Genomic DNA, 26466 nt, shown 5'->3' with positions numbered 1-26466 from the left:
AGATCATCACTCCCGGCTGGTGGGGCTGAGGCGTGCAACGGCTGACTTAGCGCCTGTCTTACGGCACCATTGAGGCCCCGTCTCATCGCCGTGAAGGATTCGCCATGCCCCTCCGTCTCGCCCAGGGAACCGAGCTCAGCCCCGGCTTCATGGTGATCCACGGCAATCGCCTGGAGGCGCTGCGCGACCTGGCGGTGGAGTGGCTGCGCAATCACCCGCTGGGGCCGCTCGAGGACGAGGTGATCCTGGTGCAGAGCAACGGCATCAGCCAGTGGCTGAAGCTGGCGTTGGCCGCCGACCCGCCCGCCGGCGCCGGCATCGCCGCGGCGATGGACGTCACCCTGCCGGCGCGCTATCTGTGGCAGGCCTACCGCGCCGTGCTGGGGGCCGAGGCCGTGCCACCGGCCTCGCCCCTGGACAAGCCGCGCCTGGTCTGGCGATTGATGCGCCTGCTGCCGGAACTCCTGGATGATCCAACCTTCGCCCCGCTGGCGCGCTTCCTCGCCGACGACGATGACCTGCGCAAGCGCCACCAGCTCGCCGAGCGCCTGGCTGACCTGTTCGACCAGTACCAGGTCTACCGCGCCGACTGGCTCACTGCCTGGGCGGCGGGCCGCGACGAGTTGATCGACGCCCGCGGCCAGGCCCGGCCGCTGGCCGAGGACCAGTGCTGGCAGCCGGCGCTGTGGCGGTGGCTGCGCGACGACATCGGCGAGCAGGGCCTGGCCACCAGCCGCGCCTGGGTGCACACCCGCTTTCTCGAGGCCTGCCGCGAACTGACGCCCGAGACGCGCCCCGCCGGCCTGCCGCGCCGGGTGGTGGTGTTCGGCATTTCCTCGCTGCCTCGCCAGACGCTGGAAGCCCTGGCCGCGGTGTCGAGGGTCACCCAGGTGCTGCTCTGCGTGCACAACCCCTGCCGCCACTACTGGGCCGACATCATCGAGCACAAGGACCTGCTGCGGGCCGCCCGCCGGCGCCAGCGCCACCGCCCCGGCATGCCGCTGGAGCTCGACGACACCCAGCTGCACCTCCACGCCCAGCCGCTGCTGGCCGCCTGGGGCAAGCAGGGCCGCGACTACCTGCGCCTGCTCGACGAGTTCGACGACCAGGACGCCTACCGGGCGCTGTTCGACGCCGAGGCGCTGCGCATCGACCTGTTCGACTCCCCCGCCGACGGCGAGGCCCCGGGGCTGCTGCAGCAATTGCAGGACGACATCCTCGAGCTACGCCCGCCCCGGGAGACCCGCGAGGCCTGGCCGGCGGTGGGCCCGGCCCGGGATCATAGCCTGCGCTTCCATGTCGCCCACAGCGCCCTGCGCGAGGTGGAGATCCTCCACGACCAGTTGCTGGCCGCCTTCGACGCCGACCCCACGCTGCGCCCGCGCGACGTGCTGGTGATGGTGCCGGACATCGACACCTACGCCGCCGCCGTGCAGGCCGTGTTCGGGCGCTTGGCACCGGACGATCCGCGCCATATTCCCTTCACGCTCTCCGACCAGACCAGCCGCCACCGCCAACCGCTGCTGGTGGCACTGGAGGCGCTGTTGCACCTGCCGGAATCGCGGCTCACGGTCAGTGACCTGCTCGACCTGCTGGAAGTGCCCGCCCTGCGCGGGCGCTTCGGCCTGGCCGCCGACGCCCTGCCGGTGCTGCGCCGCTGGATCGAGGGCGCCGGCATCCGCTGGGGGCTCGATGCCGAGCAACGCGCCCGGCTCGACCTGCCCGGCGGGCTCACCGCCAACACCTGGGCCTTCGGCCTGCGCCGACTGCTACTGGGTTACGCGGTCGGCGACACCGCCGACGGCCCCTGGCACGACATCGAGCCGTTCGGTGACATCGGCGGCCTGGAAGCCGCCCTGGCTGGCCCGTTGATGGACCTGCTCGACGCCCTGGAGGCCCAGTGGCGCGCGCTCAGCGAGCCCGCCGACGTCGCCACCTGGTGCCGCCGCCTGCGCGACCTGCTGAGCGAGTGCTTCGCCGCCGAAGACGAGGCCGACCTCGCCACCCTCAACCGCCTGGGAGAACTCCTCGAGGAGTGGCAGGAGACCACCGAGGACGCCGGCCTCACCGAAGCACTGCCGCTCTCGGTGGTGCGCGAACATTGGTTAGGCCAGCTCGACGAAGCCAATCTTTCGCAGCGCTTCCTGGCCGGCGCGGTGAACGTCGCCACCCTGATGCCGATGCGCGCCATCCCCTTCCGCCACGTCTGCCTGCTGGGCATGAACGACGGCGACTACCCACGCGTGCAGCGCCCGCTGGACATCGACCTGATGGGCCAGGACTACCGCCCCGGCGACCGCTCGCGTCGCGAGGACGACCGCTACCTGTTCCTCGAGGCACTGCTCTCGGCCCGCGACAGCCTGATGATCAGCTGGGTCGGCCGCAGCATCCACGACAACGAGCCGCGCCCGCCCTCGGTGCTGCTCGGCCAGCTTCGCGACCACCTCGCCGCCGGCTGGCGACTGGCAGGTAGCGAGTACGAGGATGAAGCCGGCCAGGCGCTGGTCGACGCCCTGACCACCGAGCACCCGCTGCAGCCGTTCAGCAGAAAATACTTCCGTGCGGGGTCGGGCACGGTAGAGAGCTTTACCGGCGAGCGAGGCCTGTATACCTATGCTCATGAATGGCGAGCGATCCATGCCGGCCATTCATCTCCCGAAGCCGCCGTCGACGGCGAGCTACCACCGATGGAAATCGACACGGCGCTGCCACTGGCGCGTCTCAGTGGCTTCCTCAAGGATCCGGTGAAGTCCTTCTTCACCACCCGCCTCGGCGTCTACCTCGAGCGCGAAGCATTGGAAAGCCCGGACCACGAGCCCTTCGCCCTGGACGGCCTGGACCATTGGCAGCTCCAGCAGGCACTGATCGAGTCCGGGCGTCGCGCCGTGGACGCCGCCGAGCCGCCGACGCCCGCCATTCACGACACCCTGGAGCGCCTGGAGCGCGAGGGACGCCTGGCCATGGGCGGCTTCGCCGAGCTGATGCGCGAGCACCTGGTCGAGCCGCTGGACGGCCTGCTCGCTGACTACGCCGACCAGCTCGAAGCCTGGCCCCACGCCTGGGAGACGCCGGCTGCCGTATCGCTGGAACTGGCCACCAACGAAGGCACGCTGGCCGTGGAGGACTGGCTGGACGGCCTGCGCGAGAACGCAGACGGCGAGCGCTGCCGGCTGGTGCTGATGACCAGCAGCCTGGTCAACAAGGGCAAATACAACTGGAAGCACTGGCTGGCCCCCTGGGTCGCGCACCTGGCCGGCCAGCTTGCCCTAGGCCCCATGACCACGGTGCTGCTCTCCCGCGCCGGCGGCGGCACCCTGGCGCCACTGGACGCCGGCACTGCCCGTACGCACCTGGAAGCCATCGCCCGCGCCTGGCGCGCCGGCATGACCGCCCCGCTGCCGCTGGCCCGGGACACCGCCTTCGCCTGGCACGAGAAGGGCGGCAATCCCGACGCTCTGGCTCGCGTCTTCGGCGATGAAGAGAAGGCAGAAGAAGCCGATCTCAAGGCCTGGAAGGCCGCCGTTCAGATGTTCGAGGGCAACGACTACACGCCCGGTGAGCGCGACCGGGACCCGTACCTCGCCCGCCAGTGGCGCGATCTTGCGAGCCTGGTACGCCATCAGGCCGCTGGCCGGCGCTTCACCGAGCTGACCAATGCGCTCTACGCCCCGCTGCACGATGTTGTGAAGAATCGTGCCGTGAAGGCCAAGGGCGGCGGCGATAAAAAGAACGGCGGCAAGGGCCAGGGAGGCAAGGCATGACGATGACAGCAGACAGGCACACGGCCGCGACCCCGCGCCTCGACCCGGTCGCCCTGCCGCTCACCGGCAGCCGGCTCATCGAGGCCAGCGCCGGCACCGGCAAGACCTTCACCATCGCCCTGCTCTATCTGCGCCTGGTACTCGGTCCCCGGAACGAGGACGACGCGGCCAGTTTCCCGCGACCGCTGACGCCGCCGGAGATCCTGGTGGTCACCTTCACCAACGCCGCCACCCAGGAGCTGCGCGACCGTATCCGCGCCCGGCTGGTGGAGGCCGCCGACGCCTTCCAGCCCATCGGCGAAGACGCCGCGACGGAGGCACCCGACGACGCACCCGACCTGTTTCCGAACGAGACCGGCGATCTCTTTGCCGAACCGGCGGTGGATAACTCGCGACCTGAAGAAGATGCGCCTCCAAGCAGCGATTCGCCGGGCGGCGACCCGCTGATCGCCCTGCGTAACAGCTACCCGCGCGAGAGCTGGCCGAGCTGCGCCCGCCGCCTGCGGCTGGCCGCCGAGTGGATGGACGAGGCCGCGGTCTCCACCATCCACGCCTGGTGCCACCGCATGCTGCGCGAGCACGCCTTCGACAGCGGCAGCCTGTTCGCCCTGGAGATGTCGCTGGACCAGTCGGAGATGGACCTTGAGATCGCCCGGGACTACTGGCGCAGCTTCTACTACGACCTCGACCCCGAGGCGCTGCAGATCGTCGCCCGCTACTGGACCACGCCGGATACGCTGAACGACACCGCCGCCCGGCTGCGCACCCACGCCGCCGCCCTGCCCGTGACGCCACCACCGTTCGAGGCGCTGGCCAACTACCGCGAGCAGCGCGCCGAGGCGCTGGCCGAACTCAAGGCCCCTTGGGCGGCCTGGCTGGACGAGCTGGAAGAACTGCTCGAGGCCGCCGCCAAGCGCAAGGCCTTCAACGGCCAGAAGCTCAACGCCAGGAGCCGCGCCAATTGGATCCGCGATCTTCGCGACTGGGCCAGCGACCCGGAGCTTGCCGAACCGAAGCTGACCGACGCCGCCTGGAAGCGGCTGACGCCCGACGGCATCGCCGAGATCTGGAAGGAAGACCCGGTGCCGAACCTGCCGGCGCTGGAGGCCCTGGAAGCGCTGCCGGATAAGCTCGCCGAGCTGCCCGACCCCTTCGCCGACCTGCTCGCCCACGCCGTGCACTGGATGGCCGCCCGCCGCGAGACCGTGCAGCGCCGCCGCGCCGAACTCGGCCCCGACGACCTGCTGCACCGGCTGGACGCCGCCTTCGCGGGCGAAGCCGGCAAGACCCTGGCCGCACGCATCCGCGAGCAGTTCCCGGTGGCGTTGGTCGACGAGTTCCAGGACACCGACCCGGTGCAGTACCGGCTGTTCGATCGGGTCTATGAGCTGGCCAAGAATCGTGATGACAGCGCGGCTTCGGGCGCTGAAAAGAGCGCGGTGCTACTGATCGGCGACCCCAAGCAGGCGATCTACGCCTTCCGCGGCGCCGATATCCACACCTATCTCCAGGCCCGGCGCGACACCGCAGGCCGCCACGTCACGCTGGGCACCAACTTCCGCTCCGCCGCAACCATGGTCGCGGCGGTCAACCGCGTGTTCGAACATGCCGAGCAGAGCGAATCCGGCGCCTTCCTGTTCCGGCGCGGTGACGACAACCCCGTTCCCTTCTTCCCCGTGGATGCCAACGGCCGCAAGGACGCCCTGGTTCGCCACGGCGCGCCCCAGCCGGCGCTGACGCTCTGGCACCTGGCCAGTGACGAGACGCTGGCCAAGGGCGCCTACCTCAAGGAACTGGCCGGGCGCTGCGCCAGCGAGATGGCGAGTCTCCTGCGCGAGGGCCAGGCCGGGCAGACGGGCTTTGTCGAAAACGGAGAACTCACGCCGCTGGCACCGTCGGATCTGGCGGTGCTGGTCAACAACGCCGGCGAGGCCCGCGCCATCCGAGCCGCCCTGCTGGCCCGGGGCATCCGCAGCGTCTATCTCTCCGACAAGGAAGGCGTGTTCGAGACCGAGGCCGCCGCCGAGCTGGAGGTGTGGCTGGCCGCCTGCGCCGCGCCGGACGACGAGCGCTGCCTGCGCGCCGCGCTGGCCACACCCAGCCTGGGCCTGAGCCTCGCCGAACTCGACGCCCTGAACGGCGGGCCCCAGCAGGACGAACTGGCCTGGGAAGCGCGGGTGATGCAGTTCCGCGACTACCACCGCCAGTGGCAGCGCCGTGGCGTGCTGCCCATGCTGCACCGGCTGCTGGCCGACTTCGCCGTACCCGGCCGGTTGCTGGCGGTACCCGAGGGCGAGCGGCGGCTCACTGACCTCTTGCACCTCGGCGAATTGCTGCAGGAGGCCAGCGCCGAGATCGACGGCGAGCACGCCCTGCTGCGCTTTCTCGCCGAGTCCCGCGCGCATCCCCAGGCGCAGTCAGACACCCACCGCCTGCGCCTGGAGAGCGACGCCGACCTGGTGCAGGTGGTGACCATCCACAAGTCCAAGGGCCTGGAATACCCGCTGGTGTTCCTGCCCTTCATCGCCGCCTTCCGCCCGGTAAAGGCCGGCGACCTGCCGCTGCGCTGGCACGACGACGCCGGCCATCTGCGCCTGACGCTCTCCGCCGACGAGGCCACGCTGGCCCGCGCCGACCACGAGCGCCTGGGCGAGGACCTGCGCAAGCTCTACGTCGCCCTGACCCGCGCCCGCCACGCCACCTGGCTCGGCCTGGCGCCGCTGGAGGCCATGGAGCGCAGCGCCATCGGCCACCTGATTGCCGGCGGCGAGGCGCTGACGCCCGAGTCCCTGCGCCCGGCGCTAGAGGCCTTAGCGGCCGACGACGACACCGGCAATCACGAGGCGACGGTCACGGTACGCGACGCCCCCGAGGCCGATGCCACGCCGGTCCAGCTCGCCAGCGACGACACACCGCTCGGTGAGGCCCGCGCGCCCACCCGGGCGATCCGCGAACACTGGTGGATCGCCAGCTACTCGGCGCTGCGCACCGGCGCCACCCCGGATGACGAGAGCGAACCCGCCGCCGAGGCCGAGCCCTCCCCGGAGCCCACCACCGCCACTGAAGCCACCGCCATGGAAGTGCTCGACGAACCCTTCGATGCCGAGGCTGCCACGGTGAGCGAGGGCTCGCTTCACCGCTTCCCTCGCGGGCCTTCGGCGGGCACCTTCCTGCACGGCCTGCTGGAATGGGCCGGCGAGGAAGGCTTCGCCCGGGTGGCCGTGGACGACGCACTGCGCGCCGACACCCTGGCACGGCGCGCCAACCGTCGCGGCTGGGAGGGCCAGATCCCCGCCCTGGAACAGTGGCTGCCGGAACTGTTGAGCACGCCGCTGCCGATGCCCGGCGAAGGCTCGCCACTGCGTCTCGACGCCCTGGATCGCGCCACCGACTACCGGATCGAGCTGGAGTTCTGGTTCGCCGCCCACCAGGTCAACACCCGCCGGCTGGACGCCCTCGTAAGCACTCACACACTCGGTGGGCGCTCTAGACCGGCGCTCGAACCCGACACCCTCAACGGCATGCTCAAGGGCTTCATCGACCTGGTGGTGGAACATGAGGGGCGCTTCCATGTGCTCGACTGGAAGTCCAACCACCTGGGCGCGGACGACGCCGCCTACACCGCGGCGGCGATGGCGGAGGCCGTGCTCGACAAGCGCTACGACGTGCAGTACTGCCTCTACCTGCTGGCCCTGCACCGGCTGCTCGAGGCGCGGCTGCCGGACTACGACATCGAGCGCCACCTGGGCGGGGCGCTCTACGTCTTCCTGCGCGGCACCCGCGCGCCCTCCCGGGGCGTGCATGACGAACGCCCGCCGAGCGAGCTGATCCTCGCGCTCGATGCCCTGTTCCGCGCCGAGGAGGCCGCCGCGTGACCCCGGATACCCCGAACCACGCCACCGCCCCAGAACGGTCGCTGATTCAAGCGCCCGAAAACGCACTGGCCGATCACGCGGCGCTGTTCGCCCTGCTCGACCGCTGGTTGGATCGCGGCTGGCTGCGCTCGCTGGACCGCGCCTTCGCCGCCTTTCTGCATCGCGAGGCGAGCAAGGGGCATGCGGTAAGTGAGGCCTCGCCCCTGCTACTGCTCGCGGCAGCGCTGGCCAGCCACCAGCTCGGCCGTGGCCACGTGTGCCTGGACCTGGCCCAGACGCTGGCCACGCCGGACCTGGCGCTCTCGCTGCCGCCGGAAGGCGACAGCCTGGAGGACCCGCCGCCGTTGCCCAGCCGAGTGATGGCCACGCTCGAACTGGACGCCTGGCGCGCCGCTCTCGACCAGCCCGAACTGGTCGCCATTGGGCCCGGCAGCACCCCGCTGGTGCTCGCCGGCACCGCCGCGCGCCCCCGGCTCTACCTGCGCCGCTACTGGCAGTACGAGCGCGACATTCACGGGGCGCTGAATGCGCGCCTGGCCGCTGACGGAAAAAGCCTCGCGCATGGTGGGAGCGAACTCGTTAGCGATGGATCCGCCACCCAGCCCACCGCTGTCGGGAATAAATTCCCTCCCACCGGCGAAGACACGGGCAGCAGCAAGATGGCCGCAACGCACGGTGGGAGCGAACTTGTTCGCGATGAATCCGCCACCCAGCACGCCGCTATCGGGAATAAATTCCCTCCCACTGGCGAACAGCCGGATAGCAGCAAGAACACCGGAACATATGGTGGGAGCGAACTTGTTCGCGACGATCCCTCCCGCCTGCGCCCGATCCTCGATGCCCTCTTCCCCGACCGGGGCGGCGCCTCGCAAGCGATCGACTGGCAGAAGGCCGCCTGCGCCCTGGCCGGCCGCTCGCGCTTCGCGGTGATAACCGGCGGCCCCGGCACCGGCAAGACCACCACCGTGGTCCGCCTGCTCGCCCTGCTCCAGGCACTGGCCCTGGATGAAGAAACGGATGAAGGCAGACAAGCCCTGCGCATCCGCCTGGCCGCGCCCACCGGCAAGGCCGCCGCCCGGCTCAACGAGTCCATCGCCGGCCAGGTGGCCCGACTCGACCTCGGCGGCCTGACCGGCGATCCCGAGCGGCTGCGCGAGGTGATTCCCAAGGACGTGAGCACCCTGCACCGCTTATTGGGATCTCGACCGGGCACCCGACGCTTCCGCCACGACCGCCACAATCCGCTGCCGCTGGACGTGCTGGTAGTGGACGAGGCCTCGATGGTCGACGTGGGCATGATGGCCGCGATGCTCGAGGCGCTGCCACCCCGGGCGCGGCTGGTGCTGCTCGGCGACAAGGACCAGCTCGCCTCGGTGGAGGCCGGCTCGATACTCGGCGACCTGTGCGCCCGGGCCGAGGGCGGCCACTACACCCCGGCCACCGCCGAATGGCTGGCCCAGGCCACCGGCCAGCCGCTGCCAAGCGATACTCTCGACGCCAACGGCCAACCGCTCGACCAGGCCATCGCCATGCTGCGCGTCAGCCACCGCTTCACGGCAGATAGCGGCATCGGCCAGTTGGCCGCCGCCATCAACAGCGACGCCGGACCCGTTGCCAAACGCCGTGCCATCGGTGACGCACTCAAACACGGCTTCGCGGATCTCTCGCACCTGAAACTTTCCGCCGACGACGAACGCGGCCTGGCCCGCCTGGCGGTGAGCGGCTGCCCAGAGCAGTTTCCCCGCAGTGGCCAGGGCCGCGAGCATAACGGCGAAACGCTGCCGCCCCCGGTGGGTTACCGCCACTTCCTGAGCGTGATGGCCGAGCGGCGCCCGGCGGACGACGCGGATCAGGAACAATTCGATGACTGGGCCCGCGCCGTGTTGGCGGCCCACGGCGACTTCCAGCTGCTGTGCGCGCTGCGCCGTGGCCCCTGGGGCGTGGAAGGCCTGAACGAGCGGGTACGCCAGGCGCTGGAGCGGGAAAAACTGATCGACAGCCAGGACGGCCGCCAACGCTGGTACCCCGGCCGCCCGGTGCTCGTCACCAGGAACGACTACGGCCTGGGGCTGATGAACGGCGATATCGGCATCACCCTGGACATGCCGCGCCCCGGCACCTCACCCGACGATCGAAGCCGCCGCCTGCTGAGGGTGGCCTTCCCCGCCACTGATGGCACCGGTCGCATCAAGTGGGTGCTGCCCTCGCGCCTGCAAGCGGTGGAGACGGTGTTCGCGATGACGGTGCACAAGTCCCAGGGCTCGGAGTTCACCCACGCCGCCCTTGTACTGCCCGACGCGCCGAACCCCATCCTCACCCGGGAGCTGGTCTACACCGGCATCACTCGCGCCCGCCACTGGCTGACGCTGGTGGAAACCGGCCGCGGCCAGCTGATGGACGCGGCGCAGAGACGGGTGATGCGGGTGAGTGGGTTGGGGAGTGATCTACAGTCAGAAGGGACTAAATGAAATGGCACTCGGTCTCAAAATGTGTCCGCAAAGCGCTTCGACTTCAAGCATCCGATTGAAATTAAGAGAGAACTGATGGTGCAGTACCATGAGACCAAATCATCAACGCATTGACGGTGTTGCACTCAGAATTTGCGGCCACGGGTGCACAACGCTTTCCATGCAGGAATTTCTTCCACCTTCATTTAGTGCATTCTGGAGCTGTATCAAAGACATGGTTTATTTCTCTTTCGTAGCCTGTATCGGCGTGTTGCACAGTCCGACTTCAATGAACTCATCGGCAAGTTCTAGCACCTGCTCACGGTGGCTTACAACAATCAGAGTTTCAATGCGTTCTCTTAGCGCCTGCATAAGCTGAATTTCGCGAACACTATCCAACGCTGCTGTTGGTTCATCAAGTATCATGGTACGTGTTCCACGCAGCAGAGCCCTGCCAATTGCGATACGCTGCTGTTCCCCACCTGAAAGGTTTCTTCCCTGTATGCCAACACTACGGTCCAGCACTCCTTCACCCGAGCTTCCACCGCCGACCCGTTTTAGATCCAGGAGTTCGACAAGCTCCAGCAGCTCCTCGTCGGATACAGGTTTAGAGTGCGCATAGAGTAAATTCTCGCGAACGCTACCACTAAAAATCAGCGGAGCCTGGGGTACTACACTTACTTCATTCAGTATGTCATTTGGAGAAAGTTGGCGAATATTGACACCATAGAAGCAGATCTCGCCAGCTTCCTGAGTCACAAGCCCAAGAAGCGTCCTCAATAGCGTGGACTTCCCGCTTCCGGATGGACCGCGTACACCGTACATATTGCCAGCCTGAATTTCCGCACTAAGCGGCATAGTGGATGTGGCGTCATCGGCGCGTAGAGTAACGTTTCGTAGCGTGAACACAGGCTGCCGATGATCAAGGATGATGCCGGAAGCGGATTGGGGTTCAGTCGGTAAATCAAGATATCTAAGGCCGTCATCTAGGGCTACGTAGTTCTTCTTGAGATCGATCAACGCTGCCGCAATCATGACGAACGGAGAGGTTAGTTGCACCACATAGTTCGTGATCATGATAAAATCGCCGACCTGATAGCGCTGGCGTAGCGTTTCACTGACGGTATAAAGCGTGAACCCACCCAGCACGAGACCTACAGCGAGGACTTGCCCGCCCATCAGGCCACTGAGCTTCGCATGGGTTCCGTATACCGTGTGGACGTAGGTGCGCAGATGCTGGTCGAGCGTTCTTTCTTCATGCCCAACAGCGAGGTTGATCTTAATATCATAAAGGGCGCGTAGGCGTTCCGCGAGGAATTCACTCAGTTGGGTGTGTGTCTGATAAAAGTTCTTGTGGATTCGGGTTGTCGCATCGGCGATTCGGTAGGTCAACATGAAGAGTGCGACGATGGCCAGGATGAAGGCTACCGCGAAGGTAAGGTTTATCACCTGCCAGAGAATACCGAAGACGAAACAAAGCTGAATAACCACGGGGGTTATGGTCCAAAAGATGGCGTGGTTGATCAGGCCAAAACTGCTCATCGCTCGGTTCACATCCGCCATGACCACGCCTGTATCAAGCTGATGCTGAGCCTGGTAAGGCAAACGCAAGAGGCGCCGCACCACACTCGAATAAACGGCGGCATCGCATCTGGCCATTACGTAGGAACTCGCGAGATTCTTCCCCCACTCCATCATATTGCTCAATGTCCAACCGACCGCATAGGCAGTAGCGAATACGTAGATCATACTCACTATCCCCTCCCCCGATTCCTTCACCAAGAGGTTGGTGGTCTGTCGTAGCAAATAGGGAACGGCTGCGCCCACTGCCGCTATGCTGATCATGAGCAGCAGTACAAGTATGAGGTGAACGAAAAATTGCGGATAGCGTGAACGGACCAGCTCAAGCCCACGCCGATATGTCGTCACATAAGATGGAGGATAGGTGTCTTTCATAGCAAGGCTCGGTAATCTAGACCTCAACAATCGGGCACATTCTCTCGGGCAAATTCGGATCATCGCCTAGCACTTTTCCCCCGACTTCAACTCTGGATTCATAGAATAACCGCAGCACTTTGGACAGCACGGTAGAGGCAGGAAGGCCAGCGCCGGTACCCTTCTCGGCTCACCGACCAAAGTGATGCAGAGCATGGGATACCGACAACTGACCCAGACCCAACGATACCAGATCCACGCCCGCTATGACTTGGGCATGAGCCAGCGGCAGATCGGCAGGGAGTTGGGCCTCCACAGCAGCACGATCAGTCGTGAGCTGCGCCGCAACGCGACCTCCGATGGCTATGATCCCGAACAGGCTCAGGCCCTCAGTGATCATCGGCGCCGTACCGCCTGGAAGTGGACAAAGCGCCTGCCGAGCATGATTGCCGCCGTTGTCGGCCGGCTGCGTGAGGAGTGGAGCCCCCAGCAAATCAGTGGCTTCACAGCGCCATTGGCCGGCGTCGGCGTCAGTCATCAATGGATCTACTCCTTGATCTGGGATGACAAGGCACGGGGTGGTGATCTCTGGCGGCATCTCCGTCAGCCCAAGCGTCGCAGCAAACACCGCGTTCAGGCCAAGAGCGCTGGGCTGGGCAAGATCCCCAACAGGGTAGGGATTGAGCGCCGCCCCGCTGAGGTCGATGACCGGCGTTTCATCGGTCACTGGGAGGGCGACACCGTGATCCATGGGCACAAGCAATCGGGCTTGGTTACGCTGGTCGAGCGTCGCAGCGGCTATCTGCTGGCGGCACGGCTGCCCAAGATCTCGGCAGAGCTGACACAAGCGGCCATGATCCGCCTGTTGAAGCCTCGTCGGGGAGCTGTCCAAACTATTACTCTGGACAATGGCTCGGAATTCGCTGGCCACGAAGCCGTGGCCAAGGCGGTGACGGCGTCGACGTACTTCTGCGATCCCTACTGCTCCGGGCAGCGTGGGACCAACGAGAATACCAACGGCCTGATACGGCAGTACTTCCCCAAGGGAACGGACTTCCGACAGGTCACCGATACCAAGCTGCGCAAAGTGGTCATGAAGCTGAATGACCGCCCCCGAAAACGGCTCGGCTATCGAACACCGGCGCAGGTGTTTCTGGGGGAATACTCAGGAGCCCTAGATACCGCAGGTGCTGCGCTTATTGCTTGAATTCCGGACTATCAATCCATCAACGTCGCGATACGACTCAGGCAGTACTGTAATGCCCTTCGAGGCGCTCGGTATCTCATCCAGAATTTCTGAATCTTCTAGTTCTGATAAGGAGTGTTTGTTTTCTGGCTCAAGGTTCAATCTATTTCTCCGATTCCTAACGCCGCATGCACCGGCTTGTCCGGTGAAACGCCTTGTTCAGCACCATTTACACGACACCCTTATTTAGAGCGTTAGTATGACCAAGCATTCTGTTTGAAAAGCTCGATTTCTTTGGGTTCAATCACTTCTGTTGCGTCTGCCACGTCCGCAACAACAATACTTTTCACATCAATCGCATTTTTCAAAGCTTCACTAGCGATCCAGTCACACCCCCACAATTGCGGCGCCCCACCATTAACTATCTGGCAAATTGGCTCAGAGCTATCAAAGGGAATTCCCAAGGCTTTTGGTTGAGTTACTCGCTGCAACCATATTTCAAGATAACCATTGTAAGGAACCCGTTTAATTTTCTCTCGGACTTTAGTCCAGAGTCGAACCTTTTCTTCGGCTGGTGCAAGCACAATCAGATGGCTCAAAATTCCAGCTACGGCGGGAAAAGTTGCTGGAGACACATAGGCAATATCTGTTGCGATTGCCACTTGAACTTCCAGGTCGTCGGGGGATTCCGTTTGGCTAGAAACGTTAGTGTGAAATTCACCCACTAATCGACGTAACGCACCGCTATTCGGGTATCGTTGACCGAACGCATGAAGTCTCATTAATTGTTTTTGGATCGTTTTGGCATTTGCTTTGCCAAGGTCTTGCAGTTCAATACCAGCAAGTTTGTCTGGCTTGATAGACCCTTCCACTACGTTTCCGCTAGAGAAAGTCTTTGAAACTCCTAGCTTCATTCCGACCGTTCGCAATTTATCGCTAACAACCTTAAGAACGGATTCAGCACGCTCATCGCTGTTTGCAAAGATGCGGTAGTCATCTCGGTAACGAAGGATTCGGATATCAGAACAGCTACCCAGCTCAGTATTTATAAGCTCATCGACATAGCCGAGTACGATTTCGGCGATAAAATCCATAAGTACCGAGCCTTGGCAAATTCCATTTGTTTGGCCGTAACGACTAGCCTGAATGTGAAAATCAATCTTGTTTCCGAGAAGCGAATTCTTAGTCTTGTTTTTCTTAGCTTCTTCGATTCCATGGATAGCCCATGCAATGCTATGCGTATAAAGCGAGCCGTAGCAGTCAGTCACATCGGTGTGAAGAAGGTGATTGAATTCCAGCGAATAAGACAAAGAGCGTTGTTCAACAGCCTGCCACCAGCCTTTTATTTGAGTAGCAACATCGGTCTGTTGGTCAACTGACATTACAGGCGCACTGCAGCAGTCTATGACACCATTCTCAAACTCAGCCATACGGGATATAATTAGAGCCCAGTTTTCCTCGTCGCAAATAACGTTTACTAATGAGACGTATATTGCAGGGTGCATCAACTCATAGGACCGCCAAGCAAACCGTCCATCCTTATTGGCAATGAAATTGTAATTTACATCAGGAAAATCGGCTGGATTGCATTTCTTGAATTTATTGAAATTAGCGCCGCCTAAAGTTTCAGAAACACTTGCCAAAATAGGCTCAAAATTAATGTAGCTCGGAATATCCCCATTGAAGTAGCTACTCCCCTTCAAGAAATGAGCACGCGCTTCTTCATTGGTTAGGTCGATTAAACGTTTCATTTATTCGCTAGCCTTTGTGGGGCGCTGAACGCCAAGCTCTGAGGTAAATTTGTTGCGAAGCGTAGAATTTATCCGACAGCAGCGCTTTGTTATGCGAAATCACGTCAGCATCCGCCGGAACTTCGCGTGAACGCTGTGAATAGTGATATTGCCCCCCAGATATTTCGACGTTTCAATTAGTCCATTAGACTCGAATACATCCAATATGTGTTCGATGAGGCGAAGGTGAGCTCCTGTTCTTTTAGCTAACGACTGATTATCTTGTACTCCTTCGTTAACGATTAGACCAGCGCACTGATCCTTCAGTTGCTCGTATGTATCAAGTTCAGTCGAGCAGTATTTCTGGAGCCCGAAAGGAGTTACTTGAATGTAACATCCATACCTGTCTGGTCCACCGTCCACGTAGCGGGACACCTCGAAAAATCCATCGGTATCCAGAACTTCGATTGAATCCAGAATCTGTTGCTTCGAAAGTCCGAGGGTATTTAGATCGGAGAAGATGTTTTCTGGCTCAACGATGTGTGAATTATTCTCCAGATCGTATTTTGCAGTCCGCTTCAGAACTAATTCATCAACGCTGCTCAGTCCCTCGATACTGCTGGTTGCCTCTCGGACGAACTCGGGAGGTTCTCCGACCTCTGGCTTTTCACGCACATCAAAAATTGCAGCTAGAATACGGCGTAATGGCTCGTCGAAATCTGAAGGGTCTACAACTCGTTCCCATAGGGTAGATTTGAGCGCTTCGGGCACATCACAATCGTCAATAACAACGGGAATGATCTTGGTCCCTTTGGAAATGCGAGCAACTATGCTCGCGTTCAGTTCCTCAGATACCCAAGGCTTCGACACACTGAAGTTCGATAGGACGATGATTACCGCCTGAGCTTCTTTTAGACCTTCTTCAAAAATTTTATCGACAAGGCTGTCTCCTGGAAGCATTTCCCACCGGTCCAACCATGCATCAACGCCGTTCTCACGGAGCCTTGTTGCAAATGCTGAGACAAACCGAGGTTTATCCTCACTAGCGTGGCTAATGAATACTTTGGGACTCACTTAATGCCTCCATTGCGCATAACGCCGTGCTCTGCGGAAATTTAGGAGCGTCAGCGAGTAAATTTTCCGCAGAGCACCTTGTTAGCTTTCTTGATCAAAGACAAAGTCATTAGATTTAATAAATTGAATAAACTCATTTATCATTTTCACGTTCTCTTTGTGCCCATAATTATTTAACAAATAAAAGCCAACCTCCTCGAACTCATTGCTCATATAGGAGGTGCTTGAGTCACCGCACTCGTAAAAGTATATTGAGTCAGATTGTTTAATAAGCCCTGGAAACCTTGACGATATTTTGACTAGATTGCGATTAACCTCTCTCTTAAGGTCCAGCTCTTCCCAGACTACAACTTCAAAGCTATACTCACTCTTTACACTATTAATCCAATCTTTTAGATCAGCTGTAAAAGTGTCAGAAATTGCAAACAATAGATAATCAACACCATGTTCTCTTGCGGCATTAAACGTCTCTGTTAACTCACTTTTAGTGACTTTCTTTTTGGTATACCTCTTACACTGACATAGCCATTTTTGGTTTACGGTCTTCCCACGAAATGGGCTAAAGCTTTTCTCTGCAAGGATATCCCTACCTCTATCACCACCACTTTTTCCGTACCATTCCAAGTTATGGAAGTCGTTTTCCTCAAGAAGTAAATAGCAAAGCTCCTCAAACTCTTCAGGAGTGACATTTTCCCAATTGATCATTTAATCTCCTATAGAAGCTAACGCCGTGGTAATGGGCGTCAACGGAGCGCAGCGTAGTTGGCGTCCCGTTGACCACCTTGTTAAATGCCCTGGTTGACGCTTGTTCAGTTGTTAATCGCATATATTTTTTCGACTTCTTCAGGATCAAGCTTTAACAACGCGACTTCCACTTCGGTTAGTGAATGCTTTGGATTAAAGTACATAGTGTGTACCTCACCCTTTGCAGCTTCCTTCACAGTCTTGTCATGCTAATCTAGGTCACACTCTTCGGTGACATAGTCGTCAATAAAATCGAAAAGTTCATAGTCCTCTACGCTGACTGCAACAGCCCCGTATTGATCTAGTCCGATTTCGATATGCGGCAGTATTTTCTTCATGGCATTTAACGCTCCGCTAATGTGCGCCGCCTGCGGGGTCACCATTGAGCGGCTTGTTAGCACTAGCCTCGATATGGGACGTCAGACTTTATCACTCTGACCCCCTCATACCCCTTGCAGGTAAGGTATTCTTTAATACTTTTAGCGGTCATATCTTGATTTACAGCAGGGCCAACTCTAATCTCAGTAATGGGCAACTTATTTGTACCCAGATGCTTTTCAAAAGATTCATTGTAAATATCCTTTGAAGTTATATATGGAATAATACAATCTTTGCCAACTCTATGCTTTACCCCCTGAAAGTGATGTAAATGGCTACTAGATACTGCCATTCTAATTTCTTGTTCCGATGCATATTCGGAGTGCTTAAAGTTAATGAACTCTAAGGCTAAGTGCTTCGCTAATTGATCGCTCCAGTCCTCAATATCTATCGGGTTTCCGTACTCTAGATCTACAATGTACTCTTTTCTGTAGCGCCTAATTGTACGCAGTATTAGCTTTATTTTTTCACTGTCGTTGTAAAGGACTTTGCTAACCGAAAGTATTGGCATTGCAAAAAAGTGGCTTAGGGACTTTCTTGTGTTATCAAAAGTTATTGATAATCCTTGCCCGTTCCCTCCATAAGATCGCCACTGGTCGAGACTATCAGGTTTTTTGGAAAAGGAGCATACATAGTATGGTTCCTCGCAAAAGTTCTCTAGCTGCGAGACTGTTTCTAGCAATATGTCTTTAAAATGACTGTACGCTTTCTTTCCTGCTAGTTTTTTTAGCAGATTATTCGTGAGCTTTCTGCCATTCTCGAATTCCTCCGTATCATTTAAAAACCGATGATCTGATAGCCAGAACCCACCAGATTCTACAATCCCAAACAACCCAGCAAGATCTGTATAGTGACTGATTGTTTCTCCTGTATAGAAAAATAAATCTATGTCGAAGTGTTTTGGAGACCCTCTGTTAAACTGAGCCCTTAAGAAGCCAAAGGTACATTCCTTTGGATCGCTGATTTCCATGGTTTGTTATTCCTTAAGTGCTAACAGGTATTAGACAGCACGCTCGTTTATTGACTTGAACGCACACGCGCGTTCAACAATGTTATACCGCACGCCGCTTTCCCCATAATATACTGAAAAATCGACACATTAAGTATAGCTTGGCTGTATAACACCAATCATAGTGCCGGCTGCATAACACCGATGAACGTGCAGGCCGCCTTTTCCAGCATGGCCGCTTTGGGTCGATAGCGGTCGTCACTCCACAAGCTCCATCACCTTCCTGGCATCAAACGCCAGCCGCCCAGTAATCGCCTGCATTTCGTCAATCGGCCGTTCATAGCTCCAGGCCACATCGGCGATATCGGGCAGAGAGTAATAAGTGCTATCGCCCTTGAACGGGCAGTGGGTGACGGTGGAGGAAATCGAAAGCTTCGCCATATCCACATCCTCTTTCGGGATGTAGTGGCGGTGTGGATAGCCTTTCTCGCGCAGCTCAATGGCATTGCGGGTATCGGCGATCAGCGTGTCGTCAGCAAGGATGCGGACCCGCCGAGAATGCGGATGCAGGGTAATGCGGGGTTCAGTGGTGCGGTCGGCCATCGGCAGTCCCCTGCTGGTGGGCTGATATCTCAGCCTATAACGAGGGATTCAGAATGCCACCGCCTGAAGCCAATTTCACTTAGGCTTTTGATCTAGGTCAGTCTCATGAGAATCGTCTGATCAGCATCTACCTAGGTGTGCGGTCCTCTTGCTGACGTGGTACGTCACGGCGTGTTCACGAGTTCCATATGCAGCAATGGGTAGGGCTTCCCCAGTCCATCGAGCGGTGAGCGGTCTCTAACGACAAACCCCTTGTGCTGGTAGAAGCCCAGCGCCTGTGGGTTCTGTTCGTTGACATCTACCCGGGTGGCACCCTTGGCAGTTACCGCGTCATCCAGCAGCAAGGTGCCGATGCCTTTGCCGCGCGCATGCGGTGCGATGAACAGCATCTCGATATTGCCGTCGTGAACGCCACAGAAACCCAGGATGTCACCTCTCCCGTCTTTGACGCAGGTTAAATCGACGGCGCCAAAATACTGCTCGTAAATCAGTGGCTTCAGCTCCAGCAGGTCCTGTTCGCGCAAGAAATCATGCGTTGCCCTGACCGATGCCTCCCAGACATTCAGCAGCTCACGATAGTCTGCTTTCCCTGCGCTCTCGACCTTCATCAAACACTCACTATTTGCGTCATGTATGGCTACCGCGCCTATAAAAGACGCCATGCCGCTTGCCAGTGTCAAATCATGAAGGTGGAACACGGGCACGCGGATCATGCCTCCCCCAGGAACTGACCCGCGAATGCCTGGAACACGGGCGTCTCGTAGCCGCAGCGCCACAGCAGGCGCGTGGTGAGGGTGCCCATCGCCGGCGTGGCCAGGCCGTCCGCCACGCGGCTGACGTCCATCACCAACAGGCGCCGAGTATGGGCCGCTAAACGAACCCTCAGGGCGTGGCCTGAATACCGCCTCGTATCAGTGAGGCAAACGTTGCCGCCGCTTCGGCCTCGCTGCAGCTGCCCCGCACCATTGCCGCCGAAATCGCATCCCCCGCGCCGATCAAGGCGATGCAGCGCCGGTCGAGCTCCGCGTCGGGCAGGGCGGAATAGGGCTTCAGCGCGGCCGCGAACAGCTGGACATAGTTGTCGAGCAGTTCCTGGTAGACCGTCTCTTTGTCTTCACTCCCCGTCAGCGCGGCCCCGATGGCATGCCACTCACCGCTGGTATCGGCATGGCAGTGCACGTGGGCCGCCGCCAGCAGCGAGGCGGTTTCCTCGAGGCTTCGCTCCTCGCTCGTCAACGTCTCGCGAAGCGCATCCGATTGCCGGCGGTCGATCAACTTGTACAGCTCGATCAACAGCGTCGAGCGCGTGCCGAAATGGTCGTAGGCGACCGGCTTGGAAACCCCGGCACGCGCCGCCAGGTGACCCAGCGTGAGCCGATCCGCCCCTTCTTCCCGCACGATGCGCTGTGCCGTATCCAGCAGCTGGCGGCGCCGTTCGGGCCCGGAAAGCCGCCGCTGCCCCGTTGCCTCTCTTGTCTCGCGTGTCGTGCGCTTCACGGCCCACCCTTTCCTTCGTGTTTTGGCATGTTGAAAACCTACCATGAGTAGGCTAGCGTCACCACAACCTACTCATGGTAGGTTTTATTCATTCGACTCGGAGACTTCTCATGTCAGCCGCTCCCCTACTGCTCATCGGTGGTACCGGCATCGTCGGCCGCCACACCGCACGCTTGCTGCGCGACGCCCACCCGGACATCCCCTTGCTGATCGGCGGTCGCGATCTGGCCAAGGCGCAACGCGCGGCCGCCGACATCGGCAACGCCGAAGGCACGACGGTCGATCTCGCTGCCGATGATCTCGGACTCGGCGGACGCCCCATCGGGGCCATCACGATCTTCTTCACGGACACGACCGTCGCCGCTTTGCGCTTCGCCCAGCGACACGGCGTGCCTTACATCAGCATCTCCCCCGCCATGCACGAAACCGGGCCCGAGGTTGCGGCCTACATGCATCGGCCGAACGCCGCACCGGTGGTCCTGGGGACCGAATGGCTGGTCGGCGCGACGACGATTCCCACGCTCGAGTTCGCCAGGGCGTTCCGTCATGTCGACGCGGTTCGCCTCGGCGCCGTGCTGGATGAGCAGGACGAAGGCGGCCCCGCCTCCTTCGACGACCTGGAGCGCCAGACACAGGCCCTTCCCGCCGTGCAGGTGCGCCGGCAGGGCGCCTGGGTCTGGCGCCAGGGCGAGGATCTCGCGGCCACCTTACACGCCGCCGACGGCACGGCGATGGACGCCACGGCCCTGTCACCCCATGACGTGTTCGGCCTCGCCACCGCCACCGGCGCGCCGAACGTCGAGTTCAACCTGGCCATCGGGGTCAGTTCCAGCCGCCGTCGTGGCGAGCCGATGTCCACCGAGATCCTGATCGAACTCGCCGGGGAGGACCACGCCGGGCAACCGCGGCGCTCACGCCATGCGGTGATCCATCCCGAGGGACAGATGCCGCTGACGGGGCTGGGTGTCGCCCTGGTGCTCGAACGCCTTCTCGGGCTCGACGGCAAGCCGCCCACACCGGCCGGGCTCTACTTTCCGTACCAGTTGCTCGAGCCGGCGGGCTACCTGGAACGGTTCCGCCAGGTCGGTGGGCAGATAGTGGCGCTCGAGGCGCAACCCTGTCCCTGACGCCATTTCCGTCGTCTTTTCCGAACCGGCATCGACGGTAGCAAACAGCCAGGCATGCCCCGCGCCAGATCAAGGTCGCCGTTTCCCTCTACGGCAACGATTCCCGATGCAGCAACCCGGGCACACGCCTCCACGGCGCCCCGGGTCTTGCCGATCAAGGGACAAGGACGACCCGGCCCAGGATGGCATTTTCCTCGGCATAGGCATGTGCAGCCGCGGCCTCGCAAAGAGAAAACCGTCGATCGATGGGAACCTCCAGCTCACCGGTGGCGGCCAGACGCAACATGTCGTCGACCGTCCGGTGGACGTCGGGTTTTTCGAGCTGGCTGCCCATGAAGACACCCAGAAGCGTTTGATTGGCCTGCAAGGCGGGCCAGAGGTCCAGGCCCAGCGACGCGCGCCCTGCATTACCGACGAAGACCAGACGGCCCTCGGGCCGGAGTGCGGCCAGCGATCCCGCGAGCGTGGAGCCGACGGGGTCGACGACCAGATTCACGCCGTGGCCGTCGGTCAGCCGCATGACGGCCGCGGTCACATCCTCAGAGCGGTGGTCGATCGCGGCGTCCAGCCCATAAGCCTGCAGCCGGGCAACGCGATCCGCGCCCGAGACGGTCGCCAATACCTTCGCACCGGCGCGATGCGCCAGCTGGATCGCCGCGACCCCGACGCTGCCCGCTCCACCCTGCACGAGCAGGGTCTCGCCTTCGACCAGGTTGCCGCGCGCGAACAGACTGTGATGGGCGGTCCCGAACGAGATGGGCAGAGCGGCCGCAGCCGCCATCTGCAACCCCTCCGGCACGATCCAGGTTCGCGTGGCCTTCACGGCGCGCAATTCGGCATGGGACCCGCCCATGTCGAATGACGTCACCTTCTGACCGATGAAGCAGTCGTTGACTTTCGCGCCAACCTCGACGATCTCGCCCGAGGCCGCATAGCCAGGAACGTGGCCTGCTGCCTGAGGCGCCGCCGTCGCCCGGTTGATGAGATCGCCCCCCTCGACTGAGATTGCCTCCACCCGGAGAAGCACGCCATCCTCGGGGCAGACCGGAGCCTCGACGTCTGTGTAGCTCAGGACCTCCGGTCCGCCTGGCGCATCATAATATGCAGCCTTCATGTTCTTTCCTTCCAGACGGGCATTGTCGTCGGCCAGGGTCTGATCGCGGGCTGAAGTGCTTTGCTATCCGAGAGCCGCCCGGTTACTTAAGCCATTTCCGATCGAATTCCGACCGGTCCACCATCGAGCTGTAACGCAGCAGAGCGTGCCGCCCGGAGAAAAGGCCCCGAACAAGAAAGCCAAGTTCTGAATTTGAGCGGCCATCAGACTTGTGCGGCCCCGCCATCAGCGAAGACCTCGCTACCGGTCATGAAGCTGCTTTCGTCCGAGGCAAGAAAGAGCGCCACCGCCGCCGTCTCCTCGGGGTGCCCGATACGACCAAGAGGTATCTGCGAGGCAAAGCCCTCCAGCAACGCATCTTCCTCGCCCACATTGGCCAAGCCCTTGAGGCCGGGAGTCTCGGTGGCGCCGGGAGAGAGCACGTTGACGCGGATGCCTGTCCCTTTCAGGTCCAGGGCCCAGCTTCGGGCAAAATTGCGGATTGCAGCCTTGGTCGCGCTGTAGACGCTGAATGCAGGTGTCCCCGTCGAACCGGTAGTGGAACCCGTGAGAATGATGGATCCACCGGCCTGCATAAGCGGCAGGGCCTTCTGCACCGTGAACAGCGTTCCCTTGACATTGACGTCGAAGGTCAAATCGAACGACGCCTCGTCGATGGCGCCAAGCGGAGCTAGCTTTCCAAGCCCGGCATTGGCGAAGAGAATGTCTATTCGTCCGCTTTTCGCCCGCACCGTCTCGAACAGCCGCTCGAGATCGTCCAGACGCGAAACATCGCCCTGCACCGCGGTCACTCCGGAGCCGATCGCCGCCACAGCCCTGTCCAGTTCCTCCTGACGACGGCCGGTAATGAAAACCTCGGCACCTTCTGCCACAAACCGTTTGGCCGTCGCCAGACCGATGCCGCTGTTGCCGCCGGTTATGACGGCGATTTTACCTTCAAGCCTACCCATCTCTATCTCCTGGAAAGTGTTGGCTGCTTCGAAATAGAGAATAGAGACTTGCTTTCCTTCATTGAAGTATGCACCTTTTGGTAAGTGCATACTGGAGCATGCGAAATGACAACATCTGGCTTTATCTGTGGGCTGGACGCTGCGTTGGCTGTCATCGGTGGCAAGTGGAAACCGTTGATTCTGTTCCACCTTGCCCACCAGGCACGACGTTATGGCGATCTGAGGCGCGCCATCGGCAATGTCAGTGACAAAATGCTCATTCAGCAGCTCAAGGAACTGGAGGCTGATGGAATCGTCGACCGGCTCGACTTCAAGGAAATTCCGCCGAAAGTCGAGTATTCCCTCACTGCGTTCGGCCAGACTCTCGCCGAAGCCTTGAAGCCGCTCTGCGCCTGGGGGACGGAACACATGACCGAGGTTGAGACACTCATGTCACAGCGCTCCGTGCCGCGCTCGTCCGCCTATTCGAAGACCCCGCAACCGTCGCGATGATGCGTGATCCCCACGGCCGGCTCTGGGTGGACCGGCTGCTTGGGGCGTGAACGCGCCCATGGTGACGGCTCACGCCTTCCCCTGAACCGAGCCGGCATGCAGGCTGGCATTGCCCCAGCTCTGCAGCGCCTGCTGCTTGATGCCCGCTATCTTCCATTCGCCCCTCACCTGGCGCAGCTGGAATTCATAGCTGCCACAGGAGTGAAAGAAGTTTTCCTCTTCAGCACGAAGCGCTCGCGACAGCTCGAATCGCAGGATCAGGTAGTGACACCTGGCGATGGCCGTGCGGCCATCGGAATCCTGGGTGACCCGCAGGTTGGAGAAGCTGTGTTGCTTGGTCAGGGTGTCGGCGGCCGCCTGACGGCGCCTGACGAACGCCTCGCCGGGCATCGTCGACGGCGGCTCCCGCCCCGAGGAGGCGTAGTCGATCGACACTTCGGGCATGAGGCACTCGGTCATCGCGGGCCAGTCGCGCCGGTCGAAGCAGTGGAAGAAACGACACAGCAGATCGTTGATCGGGACGAAGACATCGGGATCGGCGGTTTGCACGGCGGACTCCTTCAGAGGGCCGGATGGGAAGACGTCACAGTGTGGCAAGACTCATGCAGGCCCCGACCAGAAGCGCAGCGCCGGCGGCCAGCAGAGCGCCCTGGAAACTGTGGCTGATGGCGTGGAGGCCGGTGGCGGCCAGGGGGCCGACGATCTGCCCGATGCTGTAGGTCAGGGTCATGCCGGCCAGCAGGTTGCCGCGAGCGCGACGGGCGGCCTGCTGTGCCGCCGGCATGGCGATGGTCACGGTGCCCATGAAGGTGCCGCCGACCAGCAAGGCGCTGGCCAGGTAGCCCACACCGCCGGGCACCAGGATGGGCAGCACGACGCCGAACGCCTGGAGGCCCAGGTTCCCTGCCAGTGAGCGCCGGGTGCCGAAACGCCGATGCAGGCGATGCCAGAGAAAACACGACGGCGCAGCACCCAGGCCGAACACTGCCCAGACGTGGGCGGAATCGACGTCGGGCAACGCCGTCTTGACCAGCAACGGCAGATAGGTCGCGGTGATGATGTAGCCGAAGCCCGCCAGGCCATAGATCGTCACCAGCGGCAACGCCCTGACCACCTCGCCCTGCCGTGGCACCGTCGAAGAAGGCCACTCGGGTGCTGTGCTGGTCGTCAGCCCCGGCACGGCCAGGCCGCCCAGCACGAGGCTGCTGACGCCGAGCATCAGCCACAGCCCCGGGCTCTCCAGCCCCAGCCGCGACGCCACCACGACGAGTTCGGCCGACAGGGCAATGCCGACGCCTACTCCGGCGTAAAGTAGCGGCGCCCCCTCCAGGTGTTGGCGGTGCTCGAGCAGCCACACCGAGGCGGCGACCATGGAGATGGCGCTGAAAATGCCAGCGATACCGCGCACGGCGACGATGGCCCAGGTGGCATCGAGCACGGCCAGCAGGGCGAGGCACGCCGCCGTGCCTGCCACCGCCCACAGGCAGAAGCGATGGGCGCTTGCCGGCCGGGCCTTGACCGCCAGCAGCGCCCCGATCAGGTAGCCCGCATAGTTAGCGGACGCCGCCAGGCTGCCGCCGCTCAGGCTCAGCACGCCCTCCTCCACTATGTGCGGATAGAGCGCCGTGTAGGCGAAACGGCCGAACCCCATGCCGATGGCCATGACCAGCGCCGCGTCGATGGCGGAGCGTATCCATGCGGGAAGCCGGGTCATGCGTCCCCCAGGAACTGACCCGCGAATGCCTGGAACGCAGGCGTCTCGTAGCCAGAGCGCCACAGCAGATGCGTGGTGACGCTGCCCATCGCCAGCGTGGTCAGGTCGTCCGCTACACGGCTCACGTCCAGCACGCTGCGGGGTAGCAAGGTAACGCAGGATCCGGCGGCGACGGCCGCCACCATGGCGTGGTAGGAGCCCAGTTCCTGGATGCGCCACTCACTTCCGGCGACGATGCCGAGCCGATCCTCCGCCAGGGCTCGATACGTGCAGCCCGGCTTGAAGGCCGCCAGGGTGCGAGTGCGTAGTTCCGCCGGTGCGGTGGCCCCGGCGTCGGCGGGCGGCAACAGCAGCAGCAGCGATTCCTCCCAGACCGGCGCGCTTTGCAGCCCCATCTCGGCCAGGCTGGCGGCATCCTCCAGCTCGGCGGGCAGTGCCACGAAGGCGCCGTCCAGCCGCCCGTCGCGCACCTCATCCACCAGCGGCCCCGTGGGACCGGTACTGACCTCGATCCGGACCGCCGGATGGGCGCGATTGAAGGCCGCCAGCGGCGCCGGCAGCCGGCTGGCCGCCGTACTCTCCATGCTGCCGATGCGCAGGCTGCCGCCATCGGCGCCGCCCACGGCCTGCCGGGCCTCGTCCTCCAGCGCCAGCAGGCGCTGGGCGTAGGTCAGGAAGCGCTGCCCCGCCGTCGAGAGCGTGATGCGCTTACCGAGTCGAATGAACAGTTCCGCGCCCAGCTCCGATTCCAGATGCTGTATGCGCGTCGTGACGTTGGAAGGTGCCCGCCCGAGCCGCGCGGCGGCGCGGGTCACGCTCAACTCGGCGGCGACGGCCTCGAAGATTTTCAGGGTTTCCAGATCCACATCGTTCGCCTTTTGAAATTCATT

At 61.7% G+C, this 26466-nt stretch carries 21 protein-coding genes; 6 read left to right on the top strand and 15 right to left on the bottom strand.

All coding sequences use genetic code 11. The features are described from left to right. Positions 1 to 104 precede the first annotated feature (104 nt). Genes recC through recD form a run of 3 tightly spaced genes read left to right on the top strand, consistent with a single transcriptional unit; the run spans position 105 to position 10104 of the window. On the top strand, positions 105 to 3761 hold the full coding sequence (gene recC / locus KGR00_RS21020; RefSeq protein ID WP_224419198.1) for an exodeoxyribonuclease V subunit gamma: 3657 nt from the start codon (positions 105 to 107) through the stop codon (positions 3759 to 3761). Further along, positions 3758 to 7636 carry an exodeoxyribonuclease V subunit beta gene (gene recB / locus KGR00_RS21015; protein WP_224419197.1) on the top strand — a complete coding sequence of 1293 codons (3879 nt, stop codon included), beginning with the start codon at positions 3758 to 3760 and terminating at the stop codon, positions 7634 to 7636. Before recC ends, recB begins: the two co-directional genes overlap by 4 nt. Next, positions 7633 to 10104, top strand: a complete 2472-nt coding sequence (gene recD, locus KGR00_RS21010; RefSeq protein WP_224419196.1) for an exodeoxyribonuclease V subunit alpha — start codon at positions 7633 to 7635, stop codon at positions 10102 to 10104. The genes recB and recD overlap by 4 nt, the downstream gene beginning before the upstream one ends. 219 nt (positions 10105 to 10323) lie before the next feature. On the opposite strand, the gene KGR00_RS21005 is transcribed toward recD, so the two are convergent. Beyond that, positions 10324 to 12039 (bottom strand): ABC transporter ATP-binding protein, encoded by a 1716-nt coding sequence (locus KGR00_RS21005; RefSeq protein WP_224419195.1) that lies wholly within the window; start codon positions 12037 to 12039, stop codon positions 10324 to 10326. A 184-nt stretch (positions 12040 to 12223) separates the two neighbouring features. Between KGR00_RS21005 and KGR00_RS21000 the strand changes: the two genes are divergently transcribed. Further along, positions 12224 to 13225, top strand: coding sequence for an IS30 family transposase (locus tag KGR00_RS21000; protein ID WP_224419194.1), 1002 nt, complete (start codon positions 12224 to 12226; stop codon positions 13223 to 13225). A 233-nt stretch (positions 13226 to 13458) separates the two neighbouring features. On the opposite strand, the gene KGR00_RS20995 is transcribed toward KGR00_RS21000, so the two are convergent. The 9 genes from KGR00_RS20995 to KGR00_RS20960 all read right to left on the bottom strand — a co-directional run bounded on the left by KGR00_RS20995 (position 13459) and on the right by KGR00_RS20960 (position 20179). After that, positions 13459 to 14955 carry an RNA-directed DNA polymerase gene (locus KGR00_RS20995; RefSeq protein WP_224419193.1) on the bottom strand — a complete coding sequence of 499 codons (1497 nt, stop codon included), beginning with the start codon at positions 14953 to 14955 and terminating at the stop codon, positions 13459 to 13461. A 99-nt stretch (positions 14956 to 15054) separates the two neighbouring features. Further along, positions 15055 to 16008, bottom strand: a complete 954-nt coding sequence (locus KGR00_RS20990) for a toll/interleukin-1 receptor domain-containing protein (RefSeq protein WP_224419192.1) — start codon at positions 16006 to 16008, stop codon at positions 15055 to 15057. 81 nt (positions 16009 to 16089) lie between these two features. Then, positions 16090 to 16713 (bottom strand): restriction endonuclease, encoded by a 624-nt coding sequence (locus KGR00_RS20985; RefSeq protein ID WP_224419191.1) that lies wholly within the window; start codon positions 16711 to 16713, stop codon positions 16090 to 16092. A 248-nt stretch (positions 16714 to 16961) separates the two neighbouring features. Next, a complete protein-coding gene (locus KGR00_RS20980) occupies positions 16962 to 17135 on the bottom strand; it encodes a hypothetical protein (protein WP_224419190.1) in 174 nt (57 codons plus the stop codon). A 17-nt stretch (positions 17136 to 17152) separates the two neighbouring features. Beyond that, a complete protein-coding gene (locus tag KGR00_RS20975) occupies positions 17153 to 18100 on the bottom strand; it encodes a DUF2971 domain-containing protein (RefSeq protein WP_224419189.1) in 948 nt (315 codons plus the stop codon). A gap of 237 nt (positions 18101 to 18337) precedes the next feature. Next, complete coding sequence (locus KGR00_RS20970; protein ID WP_224419188.1) at positions 18338 to 18682, bottom strand: DUF427 domain-containing protein; 345 nt, start codon at positions 18680 to 18682, stop codon at positions 18338 to 18340. A gap of 164 nt (positions 18683 to 18846) precedes the next feature. Further along, positions 18847 to 19290, bottom strand: coding sequence for a GNAT family N-acetyltransferase (locus KGR00_RS20965; protein ID WP_224419876.1), 444 nt, complete (start codon positions 19288 to 19290; stop codon positions 18847 to 18849). Positions 19291 to 19391: 101 nt separating this feature from the next. Next, positions 19392 to 19526, bottom strand: coding sequence for a hypothetical protein (locus KGR00_RS22470; RefSeq protein ID WP_275423205.1), 135 nt, complete (start codon positions 19524 to 19526; stop codon positions 19392 to 19394). Positions 19527 to 19564: 38 nt separating this feature from the next. Continuing rightward, positions 19565 to 20179 carry a TetR/AcrR family transcriptional regulator gene (locus KGR00_RS20960; RefSeq protein WP_224419187.1) on the bottom strand — a complete coding sequence of 205 codons (615 nt, stop codon included), beginning with the start codon at positions 20177 to 20179 and terminating at the stop codon, positions 19565 to 19567. A gap of 110 nt (positions 20180 to 20289) precedes the next feature. Between KGR00_RS20960 and KGR00_RS20955 the strand changes: the two genes are divergently transcribed. Continuing rightward, complete coding sequence (locus KGR00_RS20955) at positions 20290 to 21306, top strand: NAD(P)-dependent oxidoreductase (protein WP_224419186.1); 1017 nt, start codon at positions 20290 to 20292, stop codon at positions 21304 to 21306. Between the two features lie 154 nt (positions 21307 to 21460). On the opposite strand, the gene KGR00_RS20950 is transcribed toward KGR00_RS20955, so the two are convergent. Next, positions 21461 to 22420, bottom strand: a complete 960-nt coding sequence (locus tag KGR00_RS20950; RefSeq protein WP_224419185.1) for a zinc-binding alcohol dehydrogenase family protein — start codon at positions 22418 to 22420, stop codon at positions 21461 to 21463. A 203-nt stretch (positions 22421 to 22623) separates the two neighbouring features. After that, positions 22624 to 23460: a glucose 1-dehydrogenase gene (locus tag KGR00_RS20945; RefSeq protein ID WP_224419184.1), complete on the bottom strand. Its 837-nt coding sequence runs from the start codon at positions 23458 to 23460 to the stop codon at positions 22624 to 22626. A gap of 15 nt (positions 23461 to 23475) precedes the next feature. On the opposite strand from KGR00_RS20945, the gene KGR00_RS20940 reads away from it, so the two are divergent. Then, positions 23476 to 23862: a helix-turn-helix domain-containing protein gene (locus tag KGR00_RS20940; RefSeq protein WP_224419183.1), complete on the top strand. Its 387-nt coding sequence runs from the start codon at positions 23476 to 23478 to the stop codon at positions 23860 to 23862. Between the two features lie 69 nt (positions 23863 to 23931). Here KGR00_RS20940 and KGR00_RS20935 read toward each other — a convergent pair whose 3' ends face one another. Genes KGR00_RS20935 through KGR00_RS20925 form a run of 3 tightly spaced genes read right to left on the bottom strand, consistent with a single transcriptional unit; the run spans position 23932 to position 26442 of the window. Then, positions 23932 to 24411: a nuclear transport factor 2 family protein gene (locus KGR00_RS20935; protein ID WP_224419182.1), complete on the bottom strand. Its 480-nt coding sequence runs from the start codon at positions 24409 to 24411 to the stop codon at positions 23932 to 23934. Positions 24412 to 24445: 34 nt separating this feature from the next. Continuing rightward, positions 24446 to 25576, bottom strand: a complete 1131-nt coding sequence (locus tag KGR00_RS20930; protein WP_224419181.1) for a YbfB/YjiJ family MFS transporter — start codon at positions 25574 to 25576, stop codon at positions 24446 to 24448. Then, complete coding sequence (locus KGR00_RS20925; RefSeq protein WP_224419180.1) at positions 25573 to 26442, bottom strand: LysR substrate-binding domain-containing protein; 870 nt, start codon at positions 26440 to 26442, stop codon at positions 25573 to 25575. Before KGR00_RS20925 ends, KGR00_RS20930 begins: the two co-directional genes overlap by 4 nt. Positions 26443 to 26466 lie beyond the last annotated feature (24 nt).

Origin of the sequence: Modicisalibacter sp. MOD 31.J, from assembly GCF_020147985.1 — a bacterium.
GTDB classification, from domain to species: Bacteria; Pseudomonadota; Gammaproteobacteria; order Pseudomonadales; family Halomonadaceae; genus Modicisalibacter; species Modicisalibacter coralii.
The sequence above is the reverse complement of the archived record's forward strand: the minus strand, read 5'-3'. Positions and strand labels throughout refer to the sequence as shown.